Annotated in this window: 19 protein-coding genes; 8 read left to right on the top strand and 11 right to left on the bottom strand. The window is 64.4% G+C overall.

The window, feature by feature from the left end; translation table 11 throughout:
• Window positions 1-18: 18 nt before the first annotated feature.
• The 8 genes from NTU39_RS21360 to mutL all read right to left on the bottom strand — a co-directional run bounded on the left by NTU39_RS21360 (window position 19) and on the right by mutL (window position 9,936).
• Window positions 19-1,260, bottom strand: coding sequence for a metal-dependent hydrolase family protein (locus tag NTU39_RS21360; RefSeq protein ID WP_150661721.1), 1,242 nt, complete (start codon window positions 1,258-1,260; stop codon window positions 19-21).
• A 62-nt stretch (window positions 1,261-1,322) separates the two neighbouring features.
• Window positions 1,323-2,519 carry a M24 family metallopeptidase gene (locus tag NTU39_RS21355; protein WP_150664404.1) on the bottom strand — a complete coding sequence of 399 codons (1,197 nt, stop codon included), beginning with the start codon at window positions 2,517-2,519 and terminating at the stop codon, window positions 1,323-1,325.
• A gap of 88 nt (window positions 2,520-2,607) precedes the next feature.
• Window positions 2,608-3,519: an ABC transporter permease gene (locus NTU39_RS21350; protein WP_246184559.1), complete on the bottom strand. Its 912-nt coding sequence runs from the start codon at window positions 3,517-3,519 to the stop codon at window positions 2,608-2,610.
• A gap of 26 nt (window positions 3,520-3,545) precedes the next feature.
• Window positions 3,546-4,610 (bottom strand): extracellular solute-binding protein, encoded by a 1,065-nt coding sequence (locus NTU39_RS21345; RefSeq protein ID WP_150664403.1) that lies wholly within the window; start codon window positions 4,608-4,610, stop codon window positions 3,546-3,548.
• Between the two features lie 105 nt (window positions 4,611-4,715).
• Complete coding sequence (locus tag NTU39_RS21340) at window positions 4,716-5,768, bottom strand: ABC transporter ATP-binding protein (protein ID WP_150664402.1); 1,053 nt, start codon at window positions 5,766-5,768, stop codon at window positions 4,716-4,718.
• A 1-nt stretch (window position 5,769) separates the two neighbouring features.
• Window positions 5,770-6,654 carry an ABC transporter permease gene (locus NTU39_RS21335; protein WP_150664401.1) on the bottom strand — a complete coding sequence of 295 codons (885 nt, stop codon included), beginning with the start codon at window positions 6,652-6,654 and terminating at the stop codon, window positions 5,770-5,772.
• A gap of 236 nt (window positions 6,655-6,890) precedes the next feature.
• Window positions 6,891-7,832 carry a tRNA (adenosine(37)-N6)-dimethylallyltransferase MiaA gene (gene miaA / locus NTU39_RS21330; protein WP_257958516.1) on the bottom strand — a complete coding sequence of 314 codons (942 nt, stop codon included), beginning with the start codon at window positions 7,830-7,832 and terminating at the stop codon, window positions 6,891-6,893.
• Between the two features lie 7 nt (window positions 7,833-7,839).
• A complete protein-coding gene (gene mutL, locus NTU39_RS21325) occupies window positions 7,840-9,936 on the bottom strand; it encodes a DNA mismatch repair endonuclease MutL (protein ID WP_373275330.1) in 2,097 nt (698 codons plus the stop codon).
• A gap of 208 nt (window positions 9,937-10,144) precedes the next feature.
• Between mutL and NTU39_RS21320 the strand changes: the two genes are divergently transcribed.
• Window positions 10,145-10,816, top strand: a complete 672-nt coding sequence (locus tag NTU39_RS21320) for a VTT domain-containing protein (protein ID WP_046292988.1) — start codon at window positions 10,145-10,147, stop codon at window positions 10,814-10,816.
• A gap of 136 nt (window positions 10,817-10,952) precedes the next feature.
• On the opposite strand, the gene NTU39_RS21315 is transcribed toward NTU39_RS21320, so the two are convergent.
• Window positions 10,953-12,416, bottom strand: a complete 1,464-nt coding sequence (locus NTU39_RS21315) for an N-acetylmuramoyl-L-alanine amidase (RefSeq protein WP_174984649.1) — start codon at window positions 12,414-12,416, stop codon at window positions 10,953-10,955.
• The gene (gene tsaE, locus NTU39_RS21310; protein WP_150664398.1) at window positions 12,410-12,943 is read right to left on the bottom strand and encodes a tRNA (adenosine(37)-N6)-threonylcarbamoyltransferase complex ATPase subunit type 1 TsaE; all 534 of its coding nucleotides are present in this window, start codon (window positions 12,941-12,943) and stop codon (window positions 12,410-12,412) included. Before tsaE ends, NTU39_RS21315 begins: the two co-directional genes overlap by 7 nt.
• Before the next feature lie 8 nt (window positions 12,944-12,951).
• On the opposite strand from tsaE, the gene queG reads away from it, so the two are divergent.
• Both queG and xerD read left to right on the top strand, forming a co-directional pair.
• Complete coding sequence (gene queG / locus NTU39_RS21305) at window positions 12,952-14,229, top strand: tRNA epoxyqueuosine(34) reductase QueG (protein ID WP_257958515.1); 1,278 nt, start codon at window positions 12,952-12,954, stop codon at window positions 14,227-14,229.
• Between the two features lie 2 nt (window positions 14,230-14,231).
• On the top strand, window positions 14,232-15,218 hold the full coding sequence (gene xerD, locus NTU39_RS21300) for a site-specific tyrosine recombinase XerD (protein WP_150664396.1): 987 nt from the start codon (window positions 14,232-14,234) through the stop codon (window positions 15,216-15,218).
• Between the two features lie 25 nt (window positions 15,219-15,243).
• Here xerD and NTU39_RS21295 read toward each other — a convergent pair whose 3' ends face one another.
• A complete protein-coding gene (locus NTU39_RS21295; RefSeq protein ID WP_257958514.1) occupies window positions 15,244-16,794 on the bottom strand; it encodes a class I adenylate-forming enzyme family protein in 1,551 nt (516 codons plus the stop codon).
• 186 nt (window positions 16,795-16,980) lie between these two features.
• On the opposite strand from NTU39_RS21295, the gene NTU39_RS21290 reads away from it, so the two are divergent.
• The 5 genes from NTU39_RS21290 to NTU39_RS21270 all read left to right on the top strand — a co-directional run bounded on the left by NTU39_RS21290 (window position 16,981) and on the right by NTU39_RS21270 (window position 23,303).
• Window positions 16,981-17,469 carry an aminoacyl-tRNA deacylase gene (locus NTU39_RS21290; RefSeq protein WP_150664394.1) on the top strand — a complete coding sequence of 163 codons (489 nt, stop codon included), beginning with the start codon at window positions 16,981-16,983 and terminating at the stop codon, window positions 17,467-17,469.
• A 253-nt stretch (window positions 17,470-17,722) separates the two neighbouring features.
• Window positions 17,723-18,550 carry a fimbrial protein gene (locus NTU39_RS21285; RefSeq protein WP_257958512.1) on the top strand — a complete coding sequence of 276 codons (828 nt, stop codon included), beginning with the start codon at window positions 17,723-17,725 and terminating at the stop codon, window positions 18,548-18,550.
• A gap of 101 nt (window positions 18,551-18,651) precedes the next feature.
• Entirely contained in the window at window positions 18,652-19,167 is a 516-nt protein-coding gene (locus tag NTU39_RS21280) for a CS1 type fimbrial major subunit (RefSeq protein ID WP_150664392.1), read from the top strand.
• A gap of 66 nt (window positions 19,168-19,233) precedes the next feature.
• Entirely contained in the window at window positions 19,234-22,086 is a 2,853-nt protein-coding gene (locus NTU39_RS21275) for a TcfC E-set like domain-containing protein (protein ID WP_257958511.1), read from the top strand.
• Window positions 22,087-22,115: 29 nt separating this feature from the next.
• Window positions 22,116-23,303 (top strand): CblD like pilus biogenesis initiator family protein, encoded by a 1,188-nt coding sequence (locus NTU39_RS21270; RefSeq protein ID WP_257958510.1) that lies wholly within the window; start codon window positions 22,116-22,118, stop codon window positions 23,301-23,303.
• Window positions 23,304-23,307: the final 4 nt, after the last annotated feature.

Here is a 23,307-nt window from a genome sequence, read left to right as displayed (position 1 = left end):
TCCGGTGCAGCCACTGCCTTACAGCGCGAAAGCGTGGATTTTACCGCCCTTCATCACCATCGGAATTCGCTCCCCCTGCCCGAGCAGGCAGTCGAGCGACGCGAGCGGATTACCGTCGACGATCAGCACATCGGCATGCGCACCGGGCACGATCTCACCCAGTTGCCCCGACTGTCCGAGCACTTCCGCGCCGACGACCGTCGCACTGCGCAGAATCTCCGCAGGCGACAGTACTTCGGCACGCAGACGGAATTCGTCGCTTTGCAGACGCTGCGACTCGCCGAGCAGGTCCGAGCCGTAACCCATCTTCACCCCGGCTTCGCGGAAGATCTCCAGCGAGCGCAGACCGGCCGCGTGCACGTCGGCAATCTTCGCGACGCTGTCGTCCGGCAGGCCGAGCGACTTGCCTTCGTTGGCGAGTGCGTCGTAAGTCACCAGCGTGGGCACGGCATACGCGCCTTGCTCAGCCATAAAGCGTGCGGTCGGCGCATCGACAAGATTGCCGTGCTCGATGGTGCGCACGCCGCAACGCACGGCACGCTCGATGGCTGCCGCCGTGTAGGCATGCGCGAGCACGTAGGTGCCACGCCCGCGTGCTTCTGCAACGATGGCGCGGATTTCGTCTTCCGAATAACCCCATGCGCCAACGGGATCGGTCGGCGATGCCACGCCGCCCGACGCCATGATCTTGATCTGGTCTGCGCCCATTTGCAGCTCTTCGCGCACGGCGCGGCGCACTTCGTCCACGCCGTCGGCCACACGTGAGAGCGCGCCGACGCGCACGCAGCACGGGCATGGGCCGTCGGTGCCGATGTAGTCGGTGCGCGGGCGTCCGTCGCCGTGTCCACCGGTCTGGCTGATCGCGCGGCCCGACACGAACAGACGCGGGCCTTCGGCCAGTCCGCTCTCGACCGCATGCTTGATGGCGTGACCTGCGCCGCCTGCATCGCGCACGGTGGTGAAGCCGCGTCGCAACATGCCTTGCAGAATCGGCACAGATTTGAGCGTGACGAGCACGTTCGGCAGATGCGCTTGCGCCGAGAGATTGAGCTGCGTGGCGTGCACGTGCACGTGCAGATCGATGAGACCCGGCATGACGGTGCGGCCGTGCGCGTCGATCTCGCGTGCGGACGTCGCGCGAATCGGTTTGTCGGAGACTTCTTTGATGCGTCCGTTTTCAATCAGCACAGCGTGATCTTCGCGAAGCTCGCCCTTGACGGGGTCCAGCAGTGCGCAGTTCGACAGCAGAATCGACTCCATGACTTCTCCTCCGGGATGTTTTTCTGAGCGGACGCCTGTACGTCGGCATCCGCCTTCCGTTCTCAATCGATGGTCGCGTGCGCGAGCGTTCGCGGGGTCTGGGTGAGCATGATCGGGGTGTCGCCGGTGACGACCGAGTCGTCCAGGCGGAAGCCGCCCAGCCCGTAGACGTAGATGCCCGGCTCGGCCGAATACACTTCATTCGCCAGCAACGGACGATGGTTGAACGCCATGTCGTCCGGATACTCGTGACCGATGATGCCCATGCCGTGACCGGTGCGGTGACGGATGTACTCCCCGCAACCGGCCTTCTCGATGACGGCCTGCGCAGCGGCGTCGATGCCGGACACGGGCTTGCCGGTGATCGCGGCGCCGACTGCGGCTTCGTTCGCCGCGCGCGCGACTTCGTAGAAGCGCGCCTGTTCGCTCGACGGTTTGCCGCAGAACCACGTGCGTTCGTTTTCGATGACGAGACCATTCAGACGCGGGATCACGATATTCACCATGCCGTCACCTTCGCTGATGCGCGCACCACACGATGCGCCATCGCCATGCGGCGAGGCAGATGCAGGGCCGGAGAGTGTCCAGCAGCGCATGACTTCGAGGTTCTCGCCGGGGAAGCGTTTCGCACCTTCAGTGACCATCAACGCGGCCATCGAATAGTCGAGTTCCTGCACCAGACGCCCGGGACGAATGTTCTCGCGATACCGGTCCTGCACCCAATCCGCCAACTCGGAGGCCGCGCGCATGATGGCGATCTCTTCGTCGTGCTTCACCCAGCGCAGGCCGCGCATCTCCGCGAGCATCGGCACAAACTTCGCGTCGGGCAGCATGGCGCCTGCACGTGCAAGCGGACCGCCTGCGGCATCGACCCCAATACGCGATGCGGCCAGCCCCGCGGCGCGCAGCGTGTCCGCGATGAGCGCGGGCACTTCGGCAAGCAGCGGCTGACGTTGCGTGACGCGCGGATGCTCAGCGTAGAGCGTGACGCGTTCCAGATCGAGCCACAGGTGATGGCGCTCACGCGCCATCATCAGATGATGCGTAGACAGTTCGTTCATCACGGCGAACGGCTCGCCGTTACGCGGCACGCAAACGGCGATGGGGCGCTCCCACGTCTGGACGTCGACGTGAAAGTTGGTGGCCCATTGGAAGAAGTCTGCGGCGGTGAATACGAGTGCATCGACACGCGTGCGGTCCATCAGATCATTCATCAGCCCGCGACGGTACTGACGTGTGGCATCGGAGAGAGTCGGCATGGGGAAATCCTTGTCTGCAAACGAGAGGCGAAATGTCGGGGACATGCGCGCGGGCCAGGACAAGCGGAGCTGGCGCGCATGTGCGAAGTCAGGTCATCATCGTCTTCGCGTAACGGCGGTGAATGACCCAGTGAGAGGCGATGGCCAGTGCGAACGTCACGACCATCGACACGATGGACAGCACGGCGCCGAACGGCCAGTTGTTCGCTTTGGCGATCTGGTCGTAGATCGAAGGCGTCATCATCGTGATGCCGGTGCCGCCGAGCAGCACGGGGGTGGCATATGCGTTCATGCACAGAATGAAAACGAGCATCGTGCCCGCCGCGATACCCGGTGCGGCCATCGGGAGGATCACGCGGGTGAGTGTCTGACGGAAGGTCGCACCGAGATTGCGTGCCGCTTCTTCGACGGAAAAGTCCATGCCTTCGAGCACGCTCTGCAACGTCAGAATCATGTAGGGCAGCACGACCGCCGTGGTGCCGATAACGACCGCGAACGGCGTGTACAGCAGGCGAATCGGCTGCGGCACGATGCCCAGTGAGACGAGCAGCGAGTTGACGAAGCCAGCGTTGCCGAGCATCACCATCCAGCCCGCCGCGCGCACCACGTTGCCCACGAGCAACGGGAACACCAGCAGCATGACGAGCAGGCTCTTGAAACGGCTTTGCGTGCGCGCAAGCACATACGCGACGGGGAAGCCGAAGACGAGCGCGAGCACCGTGCACAGCGACGCGACTTTGATCGTCGTCCACAACACCGACAGGTAGTACGGATCGGTGAAGAACTTGATGTAGTTCGCGCCGGTGAGGGCCGCTTGCATCATGTCGACGGGGTCGAACCGGTTGAAGCTGTAGCGCACCAGTTGCAGACCCGGCAGCACGATCACCAACAGCACGACGAGCGTGGCGGGTGCTGCGAGCGAGCCGCCGGTGAACGCGCCGCGCACCGCGCGTGCGGTGGCGGCCCGGGAGGCTTCGGTGGACGGGCGAGGCGACGTCATGGTGGTGTCCGGCGTGTCGGCGACGTTCACAGCCCCACCTTGAATTCCTTGTTCCAGAAGTCGAGCAGTGCGGGCTTGTCGGCGGTGAAGCGCGCATAGTCGAGCTTCACCATGCGGTCGAGTTCGGCGCTCGTGAAGCCCACGCTTTGTTGCAGCGACGGCGGCAGGTTCGCGTTCTTCACGGTCGGCGCGTAGCCCATCGTCTCGGCGAAACCGATCTGGGCGCGCGGGTCGAGCATCGCGTTCAGATAGTTGAAGCCGCACGGCTTGGACTGCGAGTTCTTCGGCACGGCGGCTTCGAACGTCACCGGCACTGCGCCTTCCTTCGGCACAACGTAGTCGATGGGCACGCCTGCCTTCTTCCACTGAAGCGCGCGCGCCTTCCACATGCACGTGAACCAGATGTCGCCGCTCTTGAGTGCCGAGGCGACCGCTTCGTTCGACGGATAGACCTTGGGCTGCTGCGTCTTGCGCAACTCGCGCAGGAACTGCACGCCACCGGCCATATCGCCGTCCTTGTGACCGGCCGCGAGCGAACTGCTCACCACGTTGAAGTTGTAAAGAATGTCGGAGAAGCCGACCTTGCCCTTGAGTTTCGGATCGAGCGCGGCGGTGAACGAATCGGGCTTCGTACCGAGCTTTTCCGGGTTGTAGACGATCACCATCGCGCTGAAGATGTGCGGGATCGAGTACGGACGACGCAGCGTTTCGAGGGTGTTGGCCAGATTCGGCACGAGCTTAGCGTCGACGGTCTCGAGGATCCCCGAGCGGTTGATGTCGTACATGTCGAGGTCGGCGAGGCACGCAACGTCGAGCGAGCCGCGACGCGATGCCTTTTCGGCGCGCAGCTTCGTCATGCGTCCGACCTGATCGGCGGAGTCGTACGTCACCTTGCCGCCGGCGGCTTCGATGATCGGCTTGCCGATGTTCTGTTCGAGCAGGTTCAGATAGTCGCCGCCCCAGGTGCCGACTACCACGTTCGGACACGCCTCGGCGGCATACGCCGAGAGGGCATCGAGTCCGAGCGCGGGGGCAATCACCAGACCGGAAGCGGTCTTCAGGAACGTGCGGCGGTTAAGGGCGTGCGTCATGTCGTCATCCTTCTAAACGTCGGCCATCGAGGGCCTTGGCATGGGTCGAAGCGTGCGTGAAATGTGCGTGGAATATGCTTGGAATGAGGGCTTGGTCGTGAAACGTCAGGCGTTGAAAAACAGGCAGTCGGTGCTCGCGAAGCACGCCTTGAGTGCGCTGCCGGGCGCATAAAGACGGGCGTCGTCGCGCGCGGTATTCGGCACATGCGCCACGAGCATTTCGCCTTGCGGGCTCTTCAGCCGAAGCTCCAGCGTCGAGCCGAGATAGATCGTCTGATCGACGGTGACGGGCAGGGCGGTTTCGTGTTGCGCCGGGGCGTCGGTCAGGCGCAGGCGTTCGGGGCGGATGCCGAGTGTCTTTGCGTCGGGTGTCGCACCCGGGAGCGCAAGGCGCTCGCCCTTCGCGGTGACGAACTGGCCCGCGTCCATCTGTCCGGCGAGGAAATTCATCTTGCCGAGAAAGTTGGCGACGAAGGGGTTCGCCGGGCGTTCGTAGAGCGCGTCGGCGGTGCCGATCTGCTGCACGCAGCCGTCGTGCATCACGGCCAGACGGTCGGCAATCGCGAGGGCTTCTTCCTGATCGTGCGTGACGAAGATCGTCGTGAGGCCGAGACGGCGTTGCAGCGCGCGGATTTCTTCGCGCACTTCGGTGCGCAGCTTCGCGTCGAGGTTCGAGAGCGGTTCGTCGAGCAGGAAGACGTCGGGGCGAATCGCGAGCGCGCGGGCGATGGCGACACGTTGCTGCTGACCGCCCGAGAGCTGACGCGGATAGCGGTCGGCGAGCGACGTGAGACGCACCATGTCGAGCGCTTCGCGAATGCGTGTGGCGCGGTCGGCGGCGGACACGCGTCGCATCTCCAGTCCGAACGCCACGTTCTCGGCGACCGTCATGTGCGGGAACAGGGCGTAGCGCTGAAACACCATGCCGGTGTTGCGACGGTGCGGCGGCAGACGCGACACCTCTTTGCCGCCGATCCAGATTTCACCGGCCGTCGGCTCGACGAAGCCTGCGACCATGCGCAGCGTAGTGGTCTTGCCGCAGCCGCTGGGGCCGAGGAAGGCCACGAGTTCGCCTTCGGCGATGTCGAGTGAGAAGTCTGCAACGGCAGCGGCGTTGCCGTATTGCTTGCGCAGCGAGCGAAGCGAAACGTTGGCCATGTCAGATCACCTGGCTGAGTTTGACGAAGCGATCGGTGATCAGCATGACGATGCCGAGCAGCACGATCTGCGCCGCAGACACGGCGGCAATCGTCGGATCGAGGTTGAATTCGAGGTACTGCATGATCGCGATGGGCAGCGTGGTCTTGCCCGGTCCCACGAGCGGCAGCGTGAGTTCGAGGTTCTCGAACGACACGATGAAGCTGAACAGCACGGCCGCGACGATGGCGGGGCGCAGCATCGGCAGCGTCACTCGCCACAGCGTGCGCCAGGGGCCCGCGCCGAGGTTACGTGCGGCTTCTTCGATGGTGCCGTCGATCTGCGCGAGGCTTGCACCTACGAGGCGCATCGTCCACGGAATCGTCAGGCAGATGTGGGCGATCACGAGACCGCCGAACGTGCCGACGATGTCCATGTCGAGCGCGTTCTCGGCGCGCAGATAGAACAGATAGGTGGCAATACCCGCGACGATGCCCGGCACCACGAGGGGCAATAGCAAAACGTTGCCCAGCGTGCGACGCCCGGGGAAGCGGTAGCGGGCGAGCGCGAGCGATGCGGCCACGCCGAGGATGACGCCGCCGATGGCCGCGCACGCAGCGAGTTGCAGGGAAAGCAGGAACCCGTTGGCGAACGCAGCGTTGCGCCACGCGTTGACGTACCACGACACGGTATAGCCGCTCGGCGGGAACGTGATGATCGCGTCTTTGAAGAAGCTCAGCCAGACGACGAAGATCAGCGGACTCAGCATGAACAGGTAGATCAACGCGATCCCTGCACGCACCGCCCATTTCGTCCATGCCGCAACCGGCACGCGCCTCGGGCTGCCTGTCGGCCGCCTTAGCACATCACCCGTCACACCACTCGGCTCCATCGAAGTCTGCGTCATTGGCACCCTTCCCGGTATCGTGGATTCGATGCAAATTTGCATTGCTCGAAACGTTGATATGCAAATTAGCATATCAAAATCGACATGCAAACCGGAAAGCTGTCAGGGTTTCAACGGATGCCGCAGGGCGATTCGACGGGCGAGGGAGACGGGGTTCGGACGGCGGAACGCGCAGGGCGAGCAGGAGGGAGATACGCTTCGCGGCGACAGCCAGCGAAGCGTCGGGGATGAGGCGTTCAGTCGCCCCAGAGCGCGCGCACGGTCGCGAAGGCGCGTTGTGGGGCGTCGTCGGCGGTGCAGTCGACGATGTGACGCTCGGGCATCGAGCGCAGCCACGTGAGCTGACGTTTGCACAACTGACGCGTGGCGAAGACGCCCTTGTCGCGCATGGTGTCGTAGTCGGTCTCGCCGTCGAGGTATTCCCACACCTGACGGTAGCCGACGCAGCGCATCGACGGTAGCCCCGGATCGAGGTCGCCGCGCGCGCGCAAGCGCTCGACTTCTTCAATGAAGCCCGCTGCGAGCATCAACCGGAAACGCTCCGCGATGCGCGCGTGCAACACCGATCGGTCGCCCGGCTCCAGCGCCACAGGCACGAACGTGTGTGGCGAGGACGTGTCGGGCGTTTGTTCGGCCAGCCACTGCGACATCGGTTTGCCCGACAACTCGAAAATTTCCAGCGCGCGTTGAACGCGCTGCGCGTCGTTCGGTGCGAGGCGTGCAGCCGTCACCGGATCGACGCTCGCGAGCCGCGCATGCATCGCTGGCCATCCATCGCGTGCGGCGTCTTCATCGAGTTTTGCTCGCACATCGGCGTCGGCTGACGGCAATGGTGAGAGGCCTTGCGTGAGCGCTTTGTAGTACAGCATCGTGCCGCCGACGAGCAGCGGACGACGTCCGCGTGCGGCGATCTCGTCAACCAGACGCAGCGTGTCTTCGCGGAACTGCGCGGCCGAGTAGGCGTCGCGCGGATCGATGATGTCGATCAGGTGATGCGGCACGGCCGCGAGTTCGTCGGCGCTCGGCTTGGCTGTGCCGATATCCATCTCGCGATAGACGAGTGCGGAGTCGACGCTGATGATTTCCAGCGGGGTGGTTTGCGCGAGCGCGAGCGCGGCAGCGGTCTTGCCGGAAGCCGTCGGGCCCAGCAAGCAGACGATCGGAGTGTTTGCCTTCATGAACCGCTCAACGTCCGCGCATGAACAATTTGTCGAGGTCGCCGAGCGTGAGCTGGTACCAGGTGGGACGTCCGTGATTGCATTGGTCGGCACGCTCGGTCGCTTCCATCTGACGAAGCAACGCGTTCATTTCTTCGTGCGTGAGACGTCGGTTCGCACGCACCGCCGTATGGCAGGCGAGCGTGCCCAGCAACTCGTGCTGGCGCTCGGTGAGCACGCGCGAGCCGCCGTACTGACGCAGATCGGCCAGCACCGCGCGGGCCAGCGCCTGTGCGTCGGCACCGTCGAGCAGCGCAGGGATGGCGCGCACGGCGAGCGTCGTCGGGGACATGGCGGCGAGGTCGAAGCCGAGCGCAGTCAGCGTCTCCTGATGCTCTTCCGTTGTGCCGATTTCCACCGGGTCGGCGAAGAATGTCACCGGGATGAGCAGCGGCTGCACGGGGACGCTGCGCTCGACCAGCGCCTGCTTGAAGCGCTCGTAAAGAATGCGTTCGTGCGCGGCGTGCATGTCGACCAGCACGAGGCCGTAGGCGTTTTGCGCGAGGATGTAGATGCCGTGCAACTGGCCGAGCGCGAAGCCCAGCGGCTGTTCGAGTTGCATGGCGGCTGCGGCGTCGGCGGACGTGTCGCCGGCGGAGGCCGACAACGCATCGGCAAGACCGCCGGTGAGTGCTGCGCCGTCCGCAGTACCCAAACCACCCGCGCTACCGTAAGCCGGTGACGGGGCATCCGTCACCCCCGGCTGTCCGTAGGGACGTGCCGCGGGCGGCGCAGTGCGTCCGAAAAGATTGTCGTAGACGGACATCGGCTGCGGCACCGCCAACGAGCCTTGCTGCGCACGCGCGTTCCAGCTATTGCCTCCCGGCGTGCCGAAGCCGCCTGCCGGACGTGCGCCGAAGCCACCGCCAAGGCCACCGCTAAGCCCCCCCAATCCGCCTGCCGCACCCGGACCGGCGGCGAGACCACCGCTTTCCGTCAGATGCGCGGAGTGCGTTGCGCCGCCGCTGCCTGCCGCGCGCGCGAGCGCACGTTGCACCGCGTGGAACACGAACTGGTGGACGCTGCGGGCATCACGGAAACGCACTTCGATCTTCGACGGGTGAACGTTGACGTCTACCAACTGCGGCGGCAGTTCGAAGTACAGCACGTACGCCGGGTAGCGGTCGCCGTGCAACACGTCTTCATAGGCGGCGCGCACGGCGTGCGTGAGCAGCTTGTCGCGCACGAAACGGCCGTTCACAAAGAAGAATTGCTGGTCGGCGCGGCCACGGCTGGCCGTCGGCAGGCCGACGAAGCCCGACAGACGCAGTTCCGCCGCGCCTTCGTCCAGCGCGAGATGGGCGTCGGCGAAGTCGTTGCCAAGCACGCGCGAGACCCGTGTGGCGGCGTCCGACGCGTTCCAGTGCTCCACGGCCCGGTTGTTGTGCAGGATCGAGAACCCGACGTCCGGGCGCGCGAGGGCGCTACGGCGGATGACGTCCATGCAATGACCGAACTCGGTTTGCTCGGTCTTCAGGAATTTGCGGCGCGCGGGGGTGTTGAAGTACAGGTCGCGCACGTCGACCGTTGTGCCCACCGGACCGGCCGCCGGGGTGATTGCCCCGGTGTTGCCGTCGATGGCGGTCGCGTGCGGCGCATCGATCTGACGGCTGGAGAGCGTGAGCTGTGCGACCGAGGCGATGGATGCCAGCGCTTCTCCCCGGAATCCGAGCGTGAGCACCGACTCTAGCTCGTCTAGCGTGCGAATCTTGCTCGTCGCGTGGCGGGTCAGCGCCAGCGGGAGTTGCTCGGCGGACATGCCGCCGCCGTCGTCGGTAATGGCGATGCGGCGCACGCCGCCTTCTTCGAGCTTGACCTGGAGCGCACGGGCACCGGCGTCGAGGGCGTTTTCCAGCAGTTCCTTAACCACGGACGCCGGACGCTCGACCACCTCGCCCGCGGCGATCTGGCTGATGAGCTGGTCGGGCAGTACGCGGATGGCGCGCGCGGGCGCGAGGCCCGCTGGCATTGGGCCGGGACGGCGTTCGGGCGCGTTGGCCGACGTATCGGCGGCCGGGTCTTGCGCTTCGGGGGCGGGGGTCGGGGTGGCAGACATGGGAACCATTATAAAGGCTGCCCTCAAAGACATAAGCCGGGCGCCGTTTCGGCATGTGACACGTGATCTAATGCGTTCTGACGTATCCCCATCGGCGCGTTTCTTGTCATTATTTCGTCTTTAATTGGCAACTAATTCGACTGTGGGATGCTGGTATGATGCGACTCGTCGCGCGCCCGCAGGGACGGGCCGGCGTCCTTTATCTTGAGGAATCGACTTGGATACTTTGGTGCAATTGCTGGAGATGGTGCTCCATATCGATAAACATCTTGGGGTGTTTATCGATCAGTACGGAAATTGGGTGTACCTGTTCCTGTTCATGATCGTATTCGTGGAAACGGGGCTGGTGCTGTTCCCGTTCCTGCCGGGCGATTCCCTGCTGTTCATCGGCGGCGCTTTCGCGGCCACCGGGGCCATGGATCCGTGGCTGCTCGGCGTGCTGCTGTTTATCGCTGCGGTGACGGGCAACACACTCAACTACTGGATCGGCTCGAAGATCGGGCCGCGCGTGTATGAGAAGAACTGGCGTTTTCTCGATCGCGACGCGCTGCGTAAGACGCACGACTTCTACGAACACCACGGCGGCAAGACCATCGTGATGGCGCGTTTTGTGCCGGTCGTGCGCACGTTTGCCCCGTTTGTGGCCGGTGTCTCGGCCATGCCGTGGACGCGCTTCCAGCTCTACAACGTGCTGGGTGCCGCGATCTGGGTGGTGCTGCTCGTGGGTGGCGGCTACCTGTTCGGCAACCTGCCGCTGGTCAAGCAGTACCTGAACGTGATCGTGCTGGTCGGTATCTCGGCCGCCGTCGTGCCCATCGCCCTCGGCGCCGTGTGGAAGCTGTTCACGCGCGGTCGTCGTAGCAATACGGCACAAGGGCAGAGCAAGTAAGTCAGTCGATTTGCGAGGGAGCGGCGGACGTTCGTCACTCCCCGAAGCAGTCCAGGTCAGTACAAAAAAAATGGCGCGTCCGGTTTCCGACGCGCCATTTTTTGTTGGGTGGCAGAGACTTCGTGTGCTCAGGTGCTCAGGCCGTGCGATTCTTCGCGATGGGCGGATTCTTCGAGAAGTAGGCCCGGATCCCCTTGAGCAGCGCGTTTGCAAGCCGTTCCTGATAGGCCGGATCGTTCAGATACTGCTCTTCCTTGGGGTTACTGATGAAGGCCGTCTCGACCAGCACCGACGGAATATCCGGTGCCTTGAGCACCGCGAACGACGCTTGTTCGACGTTCTTGCTGTGCAGACGGTCCGCCACCGTGCCGATCTCGGCGAGCAGCGCGGTGCCGAACACCTTGCTGTCGCGAATCTGCGCCGTGGTCGACATATCGAGCAGCGCATGCGCCACCGTCCGGTCGTTGGTCTTGATGTTGACGCCGCCGATCAGATCCGAGGCGTTCTGCGTTTTTTCGAGCAGCCGGGCGGTCGCACTCGTCGCGCCCCGTTCGGACAGCGCGAACACGGAAGCGCCGTTGGCGGAGGGCGACGTGAAGGCGTCGGCGTGAATCGACATGAACAGATCGGCATCCACTCGACGCGCTTTCTGCACGCGCACGCCGAGCGGCACGAAGAAGTCGGCGTCGCGCGTCATCATGGCGCGCATGTTCGGCTGCGCATTGATCTTGTCGCGCAACCGTTTTGCGATCTGTAACACCACGACCTTTTCATACGTGCCGCTGCTGCCGATCGCCCCCGGGTCTTCCCCGCCGTGGCCGGGGTCGAGGGCGATGGTGAGCAGACGCGCCGTCTTCTGACCGCGCGGCGGCGGGGGCAGATCGTCGGTGTCGTCGTCGTTGCGCTGGGCGAGCGGCGGTGTCTTGTCCGGGGCGGCAGGCGTAGCGGGCGTGGGTCCGGGGCGCGCAGGACGCGTCGTCTGACCTTGCTGCGCATACCGCTGGAAGAACGCTTCGCTCTCTTCGCTGCTCGGCGTGTTGGCGTTGCCCGAGGTCTGCGGCGGATGCGAATTCTGCGCGAGCGCCTGCGCCTTGTTGGCGGTTTGCGCGAGCAACTCCATGAGCGGATCGGGCTCGACGGCCGGGTACAGATCGAACACGGTGCGGTACTTGTAGCCCGCCACCGGGGGCAGCGTGAACGACTGCGGCTTCACGCCCGCCTTCAGATCGAACACCATGCGCACGACGCCGGGCTTGAATTGCCCCACGCGCACCTGGGCGATCTGCGGATCGTTCGGCTGGATCTTGGCAACGAGGTCGCGCAGCGCAGGACTCAGGTCCACTTCGTCGAGATCGATGACGAAGCGGTTCGGACTTTCCATCAACTGCTGCTGGAATTTGACCGGGTTGTCGGTCTCCAGCGTGACACGTGTGTAGTCCCTCGCCGGCCAGACGCGCACTGCCACGATAGCGTTGGCGAACGCGAAGCGGGGGCCGGTGAGGGCGAGAATCAGGGTCGATGCGCCTGCGCGCAAAGCGCGGCGGCGGCCGGCGTTGGGCGATGAGGCGTCGTCGGTACGGGCGAAGCGTTTGATCAGCATGAGTTCAGGCAAGCAAGACCGGCCGGCGTGTAGGCGCTCGTCGTGAGACGGCGGGCATCGCCAACTGGTTCCAGCCAAAGGCGCAAATCGGGGGTGCCAAGGAGTCCTTCGGCTTTTTCCGGCCACTCGACCAGGCACAGGGCGTCGCCTGCAAAATGCTCGCGAAAGCCCGTGTCGTGCCATTCGGCCGGATCGGCAAAGCGGTACAGATCGAAATGATAGACCGGCAACACGCCTTGTGGTGTGTCGATGTTGTATGGTTCACACAGCGCGTAAGTGGGGCTTTTGACGCGTCCGGTGTGACCCAGCGCGCGTAACAGGGCGCGTACGAAGGTGGTTTTGCCCGCGCCGAGGTCGCCCGAGAGCTGCACGTGCAGTCCTGCGTGCGCGGCGTCGGTATGCGCCATGCGCTCAACGACAGCGCGAGCGAATGCCGCGGCGAAGGCCTCGGTGGCGGCTTCGTCCGGCAGCGCGAAGATGCGTTCGCCCAGCGGAAGCGGCGCAGAGGAGTCGGGCATGGCGGGCATTGCGTAAAATGGAGTCGATGAAAGCTTCCGTGATTTTCCCCGCTACCGCCGCACAAGTCGAGCCATCGGCACCTCCGAATGCAAAGGAAGTGTCGCCCTCGCGCGACATTGCGACGCCGTCGGCCCTCGCTGCCACCCTCGATCCGAAGGGTCTGGCCGCGCTTGCGGTGCAAATCCGGGGGTGGGCGCGCGAGCTTGGTTTCGGTCACGTGGGCATCACGGACATCGACCTCTCGCATGCCGAAACGGGTCTGCAACAGTGGCTCGACGACGGCTGTCATGGCGACATGGACTACATGGCGGCCCACGGTATGAAGCGTGCGCGGCCCGCTGAGCTGGTCCCCGGCACGGTGCGCGTGATCAGCGCCCGCATGAATTATCTTCCCAGCGACACCGACCTCGCCCAGTGGCGCAAGCGCGAAATGGCGCGTGCCGAGATGCCCGGCGAGGCTGTCGTGTCGCTCTATGCCCGGGGACGCGACTATCACAAGGTGCTGCGCAATCGTCTGCAACAACTGGCGGATCGCATTACGCAGGCCATCGGGCCGTTCGGTTATCGCGCGTTCACCGATTCCGCGCCGGTGCTGGAGGTCGAACTCGCGCAGAAGGCGGGGCTCGGCTGGCGCGGCAAACACACGTTGTTGCTCTCGCGCGACGCGGGCTCGCTTTTCTTCCTCGGTGAAATCTTCGTCGACGTTCCGCTGCCGGTCGACGCTGATGAAAGCGACAACGAGGACGACAGCGCCAGCTCAAGCACTCGCATGGATCGCGGCGAGCATTGCGGCCAATGCCGTCGCTGCCTCGATGTCTGCCCGACGGGCGCGATCACCGAAGCGTTTCGCGTCGATGCACGGCTGTGTGTGTCGTATCTGACCATCGAACACAAGGGCGCAATCCCTGAGCCGCTGCGTGCCAAGATGGGCAACCGCATTTACGGGTGCGACGACTGCCAGCTCTACTGTCCCTGGAACAAATTTGCGCAGCCGTCGCCGCTGCCCGATTTCGCACCGCGCAACAAACTCGATAACGCGTCGCTGGTCGAGCTGTTTGCGTGGACTGAGACGGAATTCATGGACCGGCTTGCGGGCAGCCCGATTCGTCGTATCGGCCACGAGCGATGGCTGCGCAATCTCGCCGTCGGCCTTGGCAATGCGCTACGCGAGACGCCCGATGCCGATGCCCGCATTCCCATGCGCGATGCGTTGCTTGCGCGTCGCGATCACCCCTCCGCGCTGGTGCGCGAACATGTCGAGTGGGCGCTTGCCCAGGAAGGAGTTCCGGTTTGAGCATGACTGAGCGCACGCAAGTTTCCGAGCCGATGCTCACGCGCAGCACGTCGCTCATCGACCAGTTCTGCGACACGATCTGGCTCGAAGACGGCCTGTCGCGCAACACGCTCGACGCCTACCGTCGCGATCTGCGTCTGTTCGCGGAGTGGCTGGCGGACGAGGCTAAGGCATCGAATACTGCAAATGGCGCGGACAAATTGCACGACACCCCGCACGACAATCTGCCCGCCATGTCCCTCGACACCGTGGACGAGGCGGCGCTCTCGGCCTATCTCGCATGGCGTCGCGAGAGTCTGGCGAGCAGCGTGAACCGCCGTCTGTCCGTCTTCAAGCGCTTCTATCAATGGGCGTTGCGCGAGCACCTCGTGCAGCAGGATCCGTGCTTGCGGATTGCGTCGGCCAAGCGGGCGCAACGTCTGCCGTCGACCTTGTCGGAAGCGCAGGTCGAGGCGCTGCTCGCCGCGCCGGATCTCGCGCAGCCGCTCGGTTTGCGCGACCGCGCCATGCTGGAGCTGATGTATGCGAGCGGCCTGCGCGTGTCTGAGCTGGTTGCGCTCAAGACCATCGAAGTGGGGCTGAACGAAGGCGTGCTGCGGATCTTCGGCAAGGGCGCGAAGGAACGGTTAGTGCCGTTCGGCGAAGAGGCGAACGGCTGGCTCACGCGATATCTGGCCGAGAGTCGTGGTGTGTTGCTCGCGGGACGCGCGTGCGACACGCTGTTCGTAACGCAACGCGGCGAGGGCATGACGCGTCAGGCGTTCTGGTATCTGATCAAGCGGTACGCGTTGCAAGCCGACATTCGTGCGCCGCTCTCACCGCACACGCTGCGCCACGCGTTCGCCACGCACCTGATCAATCACGGTGCGGATCTGCGCGTGGTGCAGTTGCTGCTCGGCCACGCCGACATCTCGACTACGCAGATCTACACGCACGTGGCGCGCGAGCGTCTCAAGTCGCTGCACGCGCAGCATCACCCGCGCGGCTGACGGTCGCGAACCGCGTTGGGCAACGTCAGAGCATCGCCTTGAGCTTGTGCTTGAGCACTTTGCCGGTCGATGCGGCAGGCAAGGCGTCGAGCACGCGAATCTGCGCGGGACGCTTGTACGGCGCGAGTCGCTGTGCGGCCCATCCCGCTAGCGCTTCGACGTCGACCTCATGTCCCGGACGCGCTTCCACAAACGCGATCACTTGTTCGTTGCCGTCGACAGCACGGCCGAGTACGGCCACCTGAAGCACGTCGGGATGACTTGCCAGCGCTTGCTCGACTTCAATCGGATAGACGTTAAAGCCCGAGTGGATGATGAGTTCCTTTGCGCGTCCGGCAAGGAACAATGCGCCGTCCGCGGCACGTCGGGCGAGATCGCCGGTGCGCAGCCAGCCGTCTTCCGTCACGGTCGCGGCCGTCAGTTCCGGCGCGCGGTAATAGCCGAGCATGACGTTCGGTCCGCGCACCCACAATTCGCCGACATCACCTTCGGTCACATCCTCGCCGTCGAGTCCCACGATACGCACCGCGACGCCCGGAATCACGGTGCCGACGGAGCAGTCTTCGCGCGGTGCGTCCAGCAAGGTCTGAGAGACGGTCGGGCCGCTCTCGGTAAGGCCATAACCGTTGTGGATGGGCAGGCCATAGAACGCTTCGACACGCGCCTTGAGGGCGGCGTCGAGCGGTGACCCGCCGGAGTAGACGAAACGCAGACGCGGCGCAACAAACGTCGCACCGGGTGTGGTGCCCTGCGTCGTCACATACGCCATCAGGCGCGCGTGCATGGCGGGCACGCCTTGCAGTATCGTCAGCCCGTCGTGTGCGAGCGAGTCCAGCACCGCCTCGGGGGTGAAACGCGCGGCGAGGCGCAACGTGCCCCCCGCGTACAACGTCCCGAGACACACGGACGTCAATCCGTAGACGTGCGAGATCGGTAGCACGCCATAGGCGATGTCGTCCGCGCCGACGCGTCGCAGCGTGCTCGATACCGCCGCAATGAACATCAGATTGCGATGCGACAAGCGCACGCCCTTTGGCGCACCGGTCGTGCCCGTCGTGTAAATCAGCGCCGCGCACTGTTCGGACGGATCGCTTTGCACCGGCTCAGCCACGCTCGCGGGATCGACGTCGGACACCGCCAGCGCGCCCAGCGCCAGTTCGGTCCAGGCCACCTTGGCAGCATCGGTACGCGCGTGCGCGGCGGCGTCGGGAGACGCATCGATGGCGTAGACGGCGCAACGCGGTTGCGCGTGCTCGCGAATCACCCGCAACTCGGCGGCAGAGAGGCGGGCGTTGCAGAGCAGCGGCCACGCGTCGAGCGAGGCGACGGCGAGCAGCAGCACCACATACGCGATGCCGTTCTCGCCGACGATCATCACGCGGTCGCCACCTCTGACGCCGTGCTCGCGCAAGCGCGTTGCACACGTGCTCACGGCATGCGTCAGTTCGCCGTACGTCATCCGGCCGAAGTCGTCGATCAGTGCGATGCGCGACGGCGTTTGCGCAGCGATGCGCGCTGGCAGGCTATCGATGCGCGCGGGCAAGTCGGTGAGGAACGCGTTCAAGGACGAAGCCAAGGACACCGCGTCGGCGTCGGTCGGCAACGGAAGCAGGGGCGATAAATGTGAGGCAGGCATGGCGGCATTGTAATGCCCGATGAAGCGATTGCTTACAATCCGTAATTAACGAACCCTGGGGGTCCCATTGCGCGCGTGCCCGAACGCCTGCAACGTGATCCGAGAACCGACTGCATTTTTTACGATATGAAATCCAAGGCCACCGCTGAAACCCCTGCGACCAAACAGCTCCGCGAAGCCAAGGTCGCATTTCAGAACCACTTCTACGAGTACCAGGAGCATGGCGGCACGCGTGTCTCGTCGGAGGCGTTGCAGGTGCCTGAGCACGCGGTCGTCAAGACGTTGATCATGGAAGACGAGGACGCGCATCCGCTGATCGTGCTCATGCACGGCGATTGTCAGGTGTCGACCAAGGCATTGGCGCGGCAAGCCGGACGCAAGCGCATCGAGACGTGCAAGCCGGAAGTCGCCAATCGTCATTCGGGCTTTCTGGTCGGCGGCACGAGTCCCTTCGGTACTCGCAAGCGCATGCCGATCTTCATGGAAGCGTCGATTCTCGAATTGCCGGAGATCTACATCAACGGTGGACGTCGCGGCTACCTCGTCTCGATGGCGCCCTCGGAAATCGTGCGAGTGCTCGCGCCCACGCTCGTGAACGTCGCGCTGATCGACTGACCGAGCCACAGCCCCCTAATCTCCTGATCCCCGGATCGTCCGTCTCCCATCGACGGTCATTGCGCATACCTCGATGCGCATGAGAAGTCTTTAAGAAAACACCCATTTCAACGCCATTGAGCGAAATCTGACTTGTCAGATTTCGCTCGCCTGCGCTCGTTTCTAAGATGGGGACTCCAGTTCGGCAACAGCGAATTCGCGAGTCTGCGTCGCTTTGCCGCAACGCGACAACGAGTGCAACGAATGGAAATGTATGACGCTGTATGACGCGATACGCCACGCGACGGACTTCGTCACGCGGGTTCTGCTGACCAGAACCCAACGAACCGGACAAGCCATCCGAACCGGACGCGGCGCACGCACGATGGTCGGTGCAGCGCTGGTGTCGGCCCTGACGATGACACAGACCACGGCAATGGCCAACGTCACCGTTTCGCCCATTGCGAGTGTGATTTCCAGCGGACAGCAGCAGGTCAGCATCATCAGAATTACGTCGCAATCGACACAGGCGCAATACGTGGACGTGTCGGTCAGGCGGATCGTGGCGCCTGCAACCCCCGACGAGCATGAAGTCGCCGTGAATATCGAGCAGGGCGACGGTCTGGTCGCGTCGCCTGCGAAATTCGTACTGGCTGCGGGCGCCACCCGACTCGTGCGTGTCGTCGCCCTCGGGCGGCCCCAGGTCGAGGCCGCTTATCGCGTCTATTTCCGCCCCGCGACGGCACCGGACGACACACCGGCGAGACCCACGCAGGGAGCGTTCGAGAACGACGTCAACGTGAGCTTCGTGTGGGGGGCGCTGGTGCGCGTCGAGCCGGCGAAACGCGCCCCTGGTCTCGCCTCCACCGAAGACAACACCGCCCTCAGGAACATCGGCAATGTCCGGGCCCATGTGCTTGCGATGGGCCGATGCACCGGCGATGCCGAGCACACCTGTCAGTGGCACGACATCGGCCGCAGTATCTATCCCGGCATGACGCAACCCATTCCCGACGCACTGCGCGACGCGCAGGTGCGTATCCGATATCGCGTCGATGGCGTGACGAACGAACAGGTCATGGACCTGCCGCGCGCGCCGTAGCCCGATTCGATGGGGCCGAAGAGCCTCATTTTCATCCGGTCGGATCGCCCGGCCGAACCGGGGACACCCCCCCGCATCAAGCAAACCAAGGAATTTCAAATATGAAGACGTTCAAGCAATTCGCCGCCGCGATGACACTGGTACTTCCGATGGCCGCCGCTCACGCGGCAGATGTCGTCATCGATCTGAGTGCCAATATCGATCCGACCCTGTCGGTGCTTCAGGCGAATGGCAGTCCCATGCCGCAGAATCTCGACCTCGGTTACAACGCGGCGACGGGTGATTTGAGCTCGCCGACGATTCAGACGCGTCTCTATACCAACGACGTGACCCGGAACGTGGAGGTGCGGCTTGGTTCCGCTGCGTCGCTCGTTCATGCGACCAATAACGCTGTTGCCGCCATTCCGCTGACGGTGCGACTCGATGGTCAGACGATCACGACCGCTGCGACCACGCTCAACGCCAATGAGGTCTGGACGGGGAGCGGGGTGGGCGAGTCGCGCACGCTGCCGCTGACGGTCTCGGGGCGCGCGGCAGGGGCGAACCCGCCCGTTGCCGGTCGCTATGTCGGCCGTCTTGAGATGGTGATCCTGGCGTCGGCAGCCGGTGGTAACTAAGGCAACGGCGAATCAGTAGAAGGGCGCAGACACGATGGAACGCGTGTCTGTTCCCTCTCATCGATCATGAAAACGCTTCGCCGCGCGTGCCTCGCCTGTTTGTCGTGGTTCGTCGTGACCGACGCCCCGGCACATGCCAATCCCCGCCCGCAAGTGCCTGCGGGATTCGAGGACATTGCGCTTGGTCAGGTCGAGCATCTCGAAGTGCGGTTGCTGGGGCAGTCGCTCGGGTTGTTCCCGGTGTTCGTTCGACCGGACGATGTGCGTCTCGAAACGCCCGAAGCGCTCGCACAGACCATCGACGAACGAATGAGCATCACCCGCGGCGACACGGCGGCGGTGTCGCTGGCTTCGCTGGTCGAGGCCCTGGCTCGTCCCATGCCCCGCAATGGTCATCTCGCGTGCGACGACATGAGTTCGGGCACGGGATGCCGGTTTCTGGAAACCGAGTCGGCCGGTGTCATCCTTGACGAAAGTCAGGGCACGCTCGAACTCTTTCTGTCCCGAGCCTGGCTTCCGGCGAAAAGCGCTCATGGCCCCGAGTTCCACGCGAATACGCCCGGCAGCGAAAACGCGCTGATTCACTCACAGATCGTGAACGCGGCGACGACCGATCGTTATCGCAACCTCACGGTCATGGGTAACGGCGCGCTGGGCATCTCGCCCGCCAGTTACGCAGGCTTTTCCTGGTCGCTCGTGCATTCGAGCTACAACCGGCGTCATAGCGATGCGAACGCCGTTCCTGCCACGAGCGCGCCGTCGTCGGGCGGCACGCAGGCGACGCTCGACAGTCTTTATTACCGTCACGATCTCGGCCCCCGCTATTACGTGCAATCGGGGCGTATGGATCAGCGCAATCTGTCCAGCGCGCAAGGCGGCAGTTTCGGCTTCACGCTACTGCCCGTGAGCCGCTTCGATGGCGCGCGGATCGGCACCTCTCAGGCTTACGTCAACGAATCGGCTGCGTCGCTGGGCTCGCCGCTGACGGTGTTACTGACGCGCGAGGCGCGCGTCGACGCCTATCGAGGTCACGAACTGCTGGGGAGCGCCTATTTCGCGGCCGGTGTGCAGCCGTTCGATACCCGTTACTTCCCGGAGGGGAGTTATCTGGTCAGCCTGCGAATCTTCGAGGGCGATACGCTGGTGCGTACCGAAACGGTGCCCTACTCGAAGGTGGGCGGCGGCGCGTCCGCGAAGGGCACGCAATGGTTCGTGCAGGCCGGGCGAGTCGTCGATCGGCTTGGCTATGCGAGCCATACCGCGCAACGGCGTGAAGGGGAGCGTGAGCGCCAGCGATTCACGTTTCAATCCGGTATTCGTGCCGCTTTCGGCCCCGGATTCACCTTCACGAGCGGTCTCGTCTGGTTGCAGTCGAGCCTCTACAACGAGTCCCAGATCGGCTGGCAACGGGAGTTCGCGTTGGGGCGTCTGACGACAACGGCGGCATTGCTGAGCGGCTCGGACGGTGCGCGCGGCAACACGCAATCCATCTCGTTTTCCAATGGCGTCGGCGTCAGTCTGTATCGCTATCAGATGCGTGATGCGGCATGTCGCGGTAGGGCCGCGGCGGCCGGTGCGGCGGGGGCGAATTTCGGCTGCTACGACGTGCTCAATGCGAGTGTCTCCGCGCCGCTGGGAAAGTGGCAGGCGGTCGCCGCATACAGCGAGAGTCAGTCTTTCGGACAACCTCGGCAGTGGGACGGTGATGGACTGGAAGATCCCTGGCTCGGCGCGGATCGCGCCGCCGGTGGCGTGTCGCGGACCTTGCAAACCGCGCTCAGTCGTTCGTTCCGCTGGGACAAACTCCTGATCAATGCGCGCGTCGGTGGCTATCACCGGCGTCAGGCCGGGATGGAGCGACGGGAAACCGGCGGCTTCGTCAGCGTATCGCTGAGCGCGCATCGCCCGGCCGCCGCTGGGCAGAGCCTGTCGACCTATGCGAGCGCAGGCGCCGACGTGCGCACCGGTGGCGGGGGCGAGCGCGGGGCGAGTACCGATTATCACGGGACGTATTCGCTGGTCTGGGAAGACGCGTCGCGCCGGGAGCTGATGCTGAGTCTGAATGCCAACGAACAAGGTGCGGGTAACGCGATCTTGCGAGGCGCGATCGACGGTCGATATGGTGACGCGCACGCGGCCGTTTCGCGCAGTTTGCTTCGTGCGGGCGGCGCAGAGGGTGGAGGTGGCGGAGGGCAGAGTTCTTTCGTCGGTGGATACGCGTCGAGTTTTGCGGTGTCGCGCGATGGCTTTCGGGTGGGCCCGGCCATGCTGGCAGGTGAGCCGCCTGCTGGCGTTGCGCTGGTGGTCGACGCCCTCGACGAGGATGACCCCACAGGCGCCGCCGCCGCGACGTTGCAGGTCGGGGGACGTTCGCTGCCGGTCGACTTCGGCGCGTCGGCGCTGAGTCCCGTCAGCGGTTACCGCGCGCTCAAGGGTGAAATCTCCGAGGCGCACGAGGGCGAGATCGATCATTCCGTGGCGCTGGTGCGCGGGGCGGGGCAGTACGACTACTTCCTGACACCGGGGCGCTTAAAAGTGCACCGAGTCGCAGCGGGTCGTATCTACACGTACGTCGGACGCGCCGTGGGGCCGGACGGCCTCTCGATGGAAAACGCGCGTGTACTGAGCGTGGTTGCGCCGCCGCTCGATGCGCAAGGCACATTCCTGGTCGAGTCTGCGCAGCGTCTCAAGCATCTTTACTTGTTGGACGGCGCTCAGCCGATGCGTTGCGAACTCAACGTGACCGAGCGGCAGGACGTGATTCACCTGACTGGCGTCACGCAGTGCGACCACGTCGCCCAACAGGCAATCCCGGAGTCGCTGCGCGCGCAGTTACGCGTGCAGCGTTTGCTCGGCGAAGCGTCGTCGGGACCGCAACAACAGGCGGCGATGCGAGACGCGCAGACCGGCGAGAACTAATTTGCGACGTCAACGATAGAGCGAGCCGAATGAAGGACGAGAGCAAGCACGAGAGGAAGCACGAGATGAAGCATGAGTGCATGCGCGTGATCCGGCGCGCGAAGTGGGTTGTCGCCGCCGTAGGGGCAATGGGCGTGGTATCTCCGGTCGTCGCGCAGATATTGCCTTCCGACCGCCACGAGAGCGTTTCGTTGACGTTCGACCGATCGTCGGTGCCAGCCAACTGGCTTTTCAGTGGGCAAGTGACGTCGCATTACACGCCGGGTGTCGGCATTGGTTCGCGCACGGCACATGTTTGCCGCTCGAACGTCGATACGACCTTGGGCGCCTGTCCGGTCAGACCCGCCAACGTGACCGGGCCGGTACCGACACCGATTTCCCTGCGATTCACCGAGGAGCGTTCCAAACTTCAGGTCGATCTGACGGTGGGCGGCACCAAAGTCACTACCGTTTCGGGCAGCACATGTACTCACGTGAGACCTCCGTTTCACACCGATCGGAACTTTGGAAGGTGCCAAGCGGGTCCTTATGACGTATCGCGATACGAACTGGCGATCCCCCGTGTCGAGTTGCAGAGGATTCCGGTCGGCGGCATCTGGCGGGCACGTCTTGAGTTCGACGTCGTCGAGCTGGGGAATCAGGTGAGAAGCGCAGCCCACAGCTACGACATCGAACTTCGCGTGACGGACGAACGGAATGCGCAGATTTACTTTCCGACGCTGTCCAGCACATCGCCACGAGTTGCGCTGGACTTAAGGCGACGCCCCGGACCCAACTTCGTCCCAATCGTGTATGGGGGGCGGTCGGTCGACATGTGCTTCTACGACGGGTTCGGCTCGAACTCTCCCGGCGCATTACGCGTGCGCGCCAGCGACGCACGTGCAAACTTTCCTGCGCGACCGCCCGGAAACGGGTTGCTCTTGAGGCAAGGGACGGACGGCTCGCAGCCCCGGCAGCGGATCGAGTATCGGGTCGGCCTGACGTATGCCGGTGCGCATCAGTGGGTGAGCGTGGGCGACACCGTAGGCACTACCTTTGCTTCGGTAGCGCAGGCGCCGATTCGGATCGTACGGTTGCCGGGCATTCCGGCGCCGGTGGCCTGTTCGCCGGGGACGCTCGTCTTCGAGGTCGTGCCGTTCGTCGAGAGCGAAAAGGACGCCGGGAGCTACGAGGGGCCACTCAGAATCGAGATGTTCGTCGACGCCGCGCTGGTATGAGTCG

The organism is Pandoraea commovens (assembly GCF_024704525.1).
GTDB lineage: Bacteria > Pseudomonadota > Gammaproteobacteria > Burkholderiales > Burkholderiaceae > Pandoraea > Pandoraea commovens.
Note: the sequence above shows the minus strand (reverse complement) of the source record. Positions and strands in the feature narration are given on the sequence as shown.

Bases quoted from the DNA above. Each gene is read 5' to 3' on its own strand.
- NTU39_RS21360 (WP_150661721.1), bottom strand. From the start codon at position 1,260: ATGGAGTCGATTCTGCTGTCGAACTGCGCACTGCTGGACCCCGTCAAG.
- NTU39_RS21355 (WP_150664404.1), bottom strand. From the start codon at position 2,519: ATGCCGACTCTCTCCGATGCCACACGTCAGTACCGTCGCGGGCTGATG.
- NTU39_RS21315 (WP_174984649.1), bottom strand. From the start codon at position 12,416: ATGCTGATCAAACGCTTCGCCCGTACCGACGACGCCTCATCGCCCAAC.
- NTU39_RS21275 (WP_257958511.1), top strand. From the start codon at position 19,234: ATGAAAACGCTTCGCCGCGCGTGCCTCGCCTGTTTGTCGTGGTTCGTC.
- miaA (WP_257958516.1), bottom strand. From the start codon at position 7,832: ATGAAGGCAAACACTCCGATCGTCTGCTTGCTGGGCCCGACGGCTTCC.
- NTU39_RS21280 (WP_150664392.1), top strand. From the start codon at position 18,652: ATGAAGACGTTCAAGCAATTCGCCGCCGCGATGACACTGGTACTTCCG.
- mutL (WP_373275330.1), bottom strand. From the start codon at position 9,936: ATGGTTCCCATGTCTGCCACCCCGACCCCCGCCCCCGAAGCGCAAGAC.
- NTU39_RS21335 (WP_150664401.1), bottom strand. From the start codon at position 6,654: ATGACGCAGACTTCGATGGAGCCGAGTGGTGTGACGGGTGATGTGCTA.
- queG (WP_257958515.1), top strand. From the start codon at position 12,952: ATGGAGTCGATGAAAGCTTCCGTGATTTTCCCCGCTACCGCCGCACAA.
- NTU39_RS21290 (WP_150664394.1), top strand. From the start codon at position 16,981: ATGAAATCCAAGGCCACCGCTGAAACCCCTGCGACCAAACAGCTCCGC.
- NTU39_RS21350 (WP_246184559.1), bottom strand. From the start codon at position 3,519: ATGACGTCGCCTCGCCCGTCCACCGAAGCCTCCCGGGCCGCCACCGCA.
- tsaE (WP_150664398.1), bottom strand. From the start codon at position 12,943: ATGCCCGCCATGCCCGACTCCTCTGCGCCGCTTCCGCTGGGCGAACGC.
- NTU39_RS21340 (WP_150664402.1), bottom strand. From the start codon at position 5,768: ATGGCCAACGTTTCGCTTCGCTCGCTGCGCAAGCAATACGGCAACGCC.
- NTU39_RS21285 (WP_257958512.1), top strand. From the start codon at position 17,723: ATGACGCTGTATGACGCGATACGCCACGCGACGGACTTCGTCACGCGG.
- NTU39_RS21345 (WP_150664403.1), bottom strand. From the start codon at position 4,610: ATGACGCACGCCCTTAACCGCCGCACGTTCCTGAAGACCGCTTCCGGT.
- xerD (WP_150664396.1), top strand. From the start codon at position 14,232: ATGACTGAGCGCACGCAAGTTTCCGAGCCGATGCTCACGCGCAGCACG.
- NTU39_RS21270 (WP_257958510.1), top strand. From the start codon at position 22,116: ATGAAGGACGAGAGCAAGCACGAGAGGAAGCACGAGATGAAGCATGAG.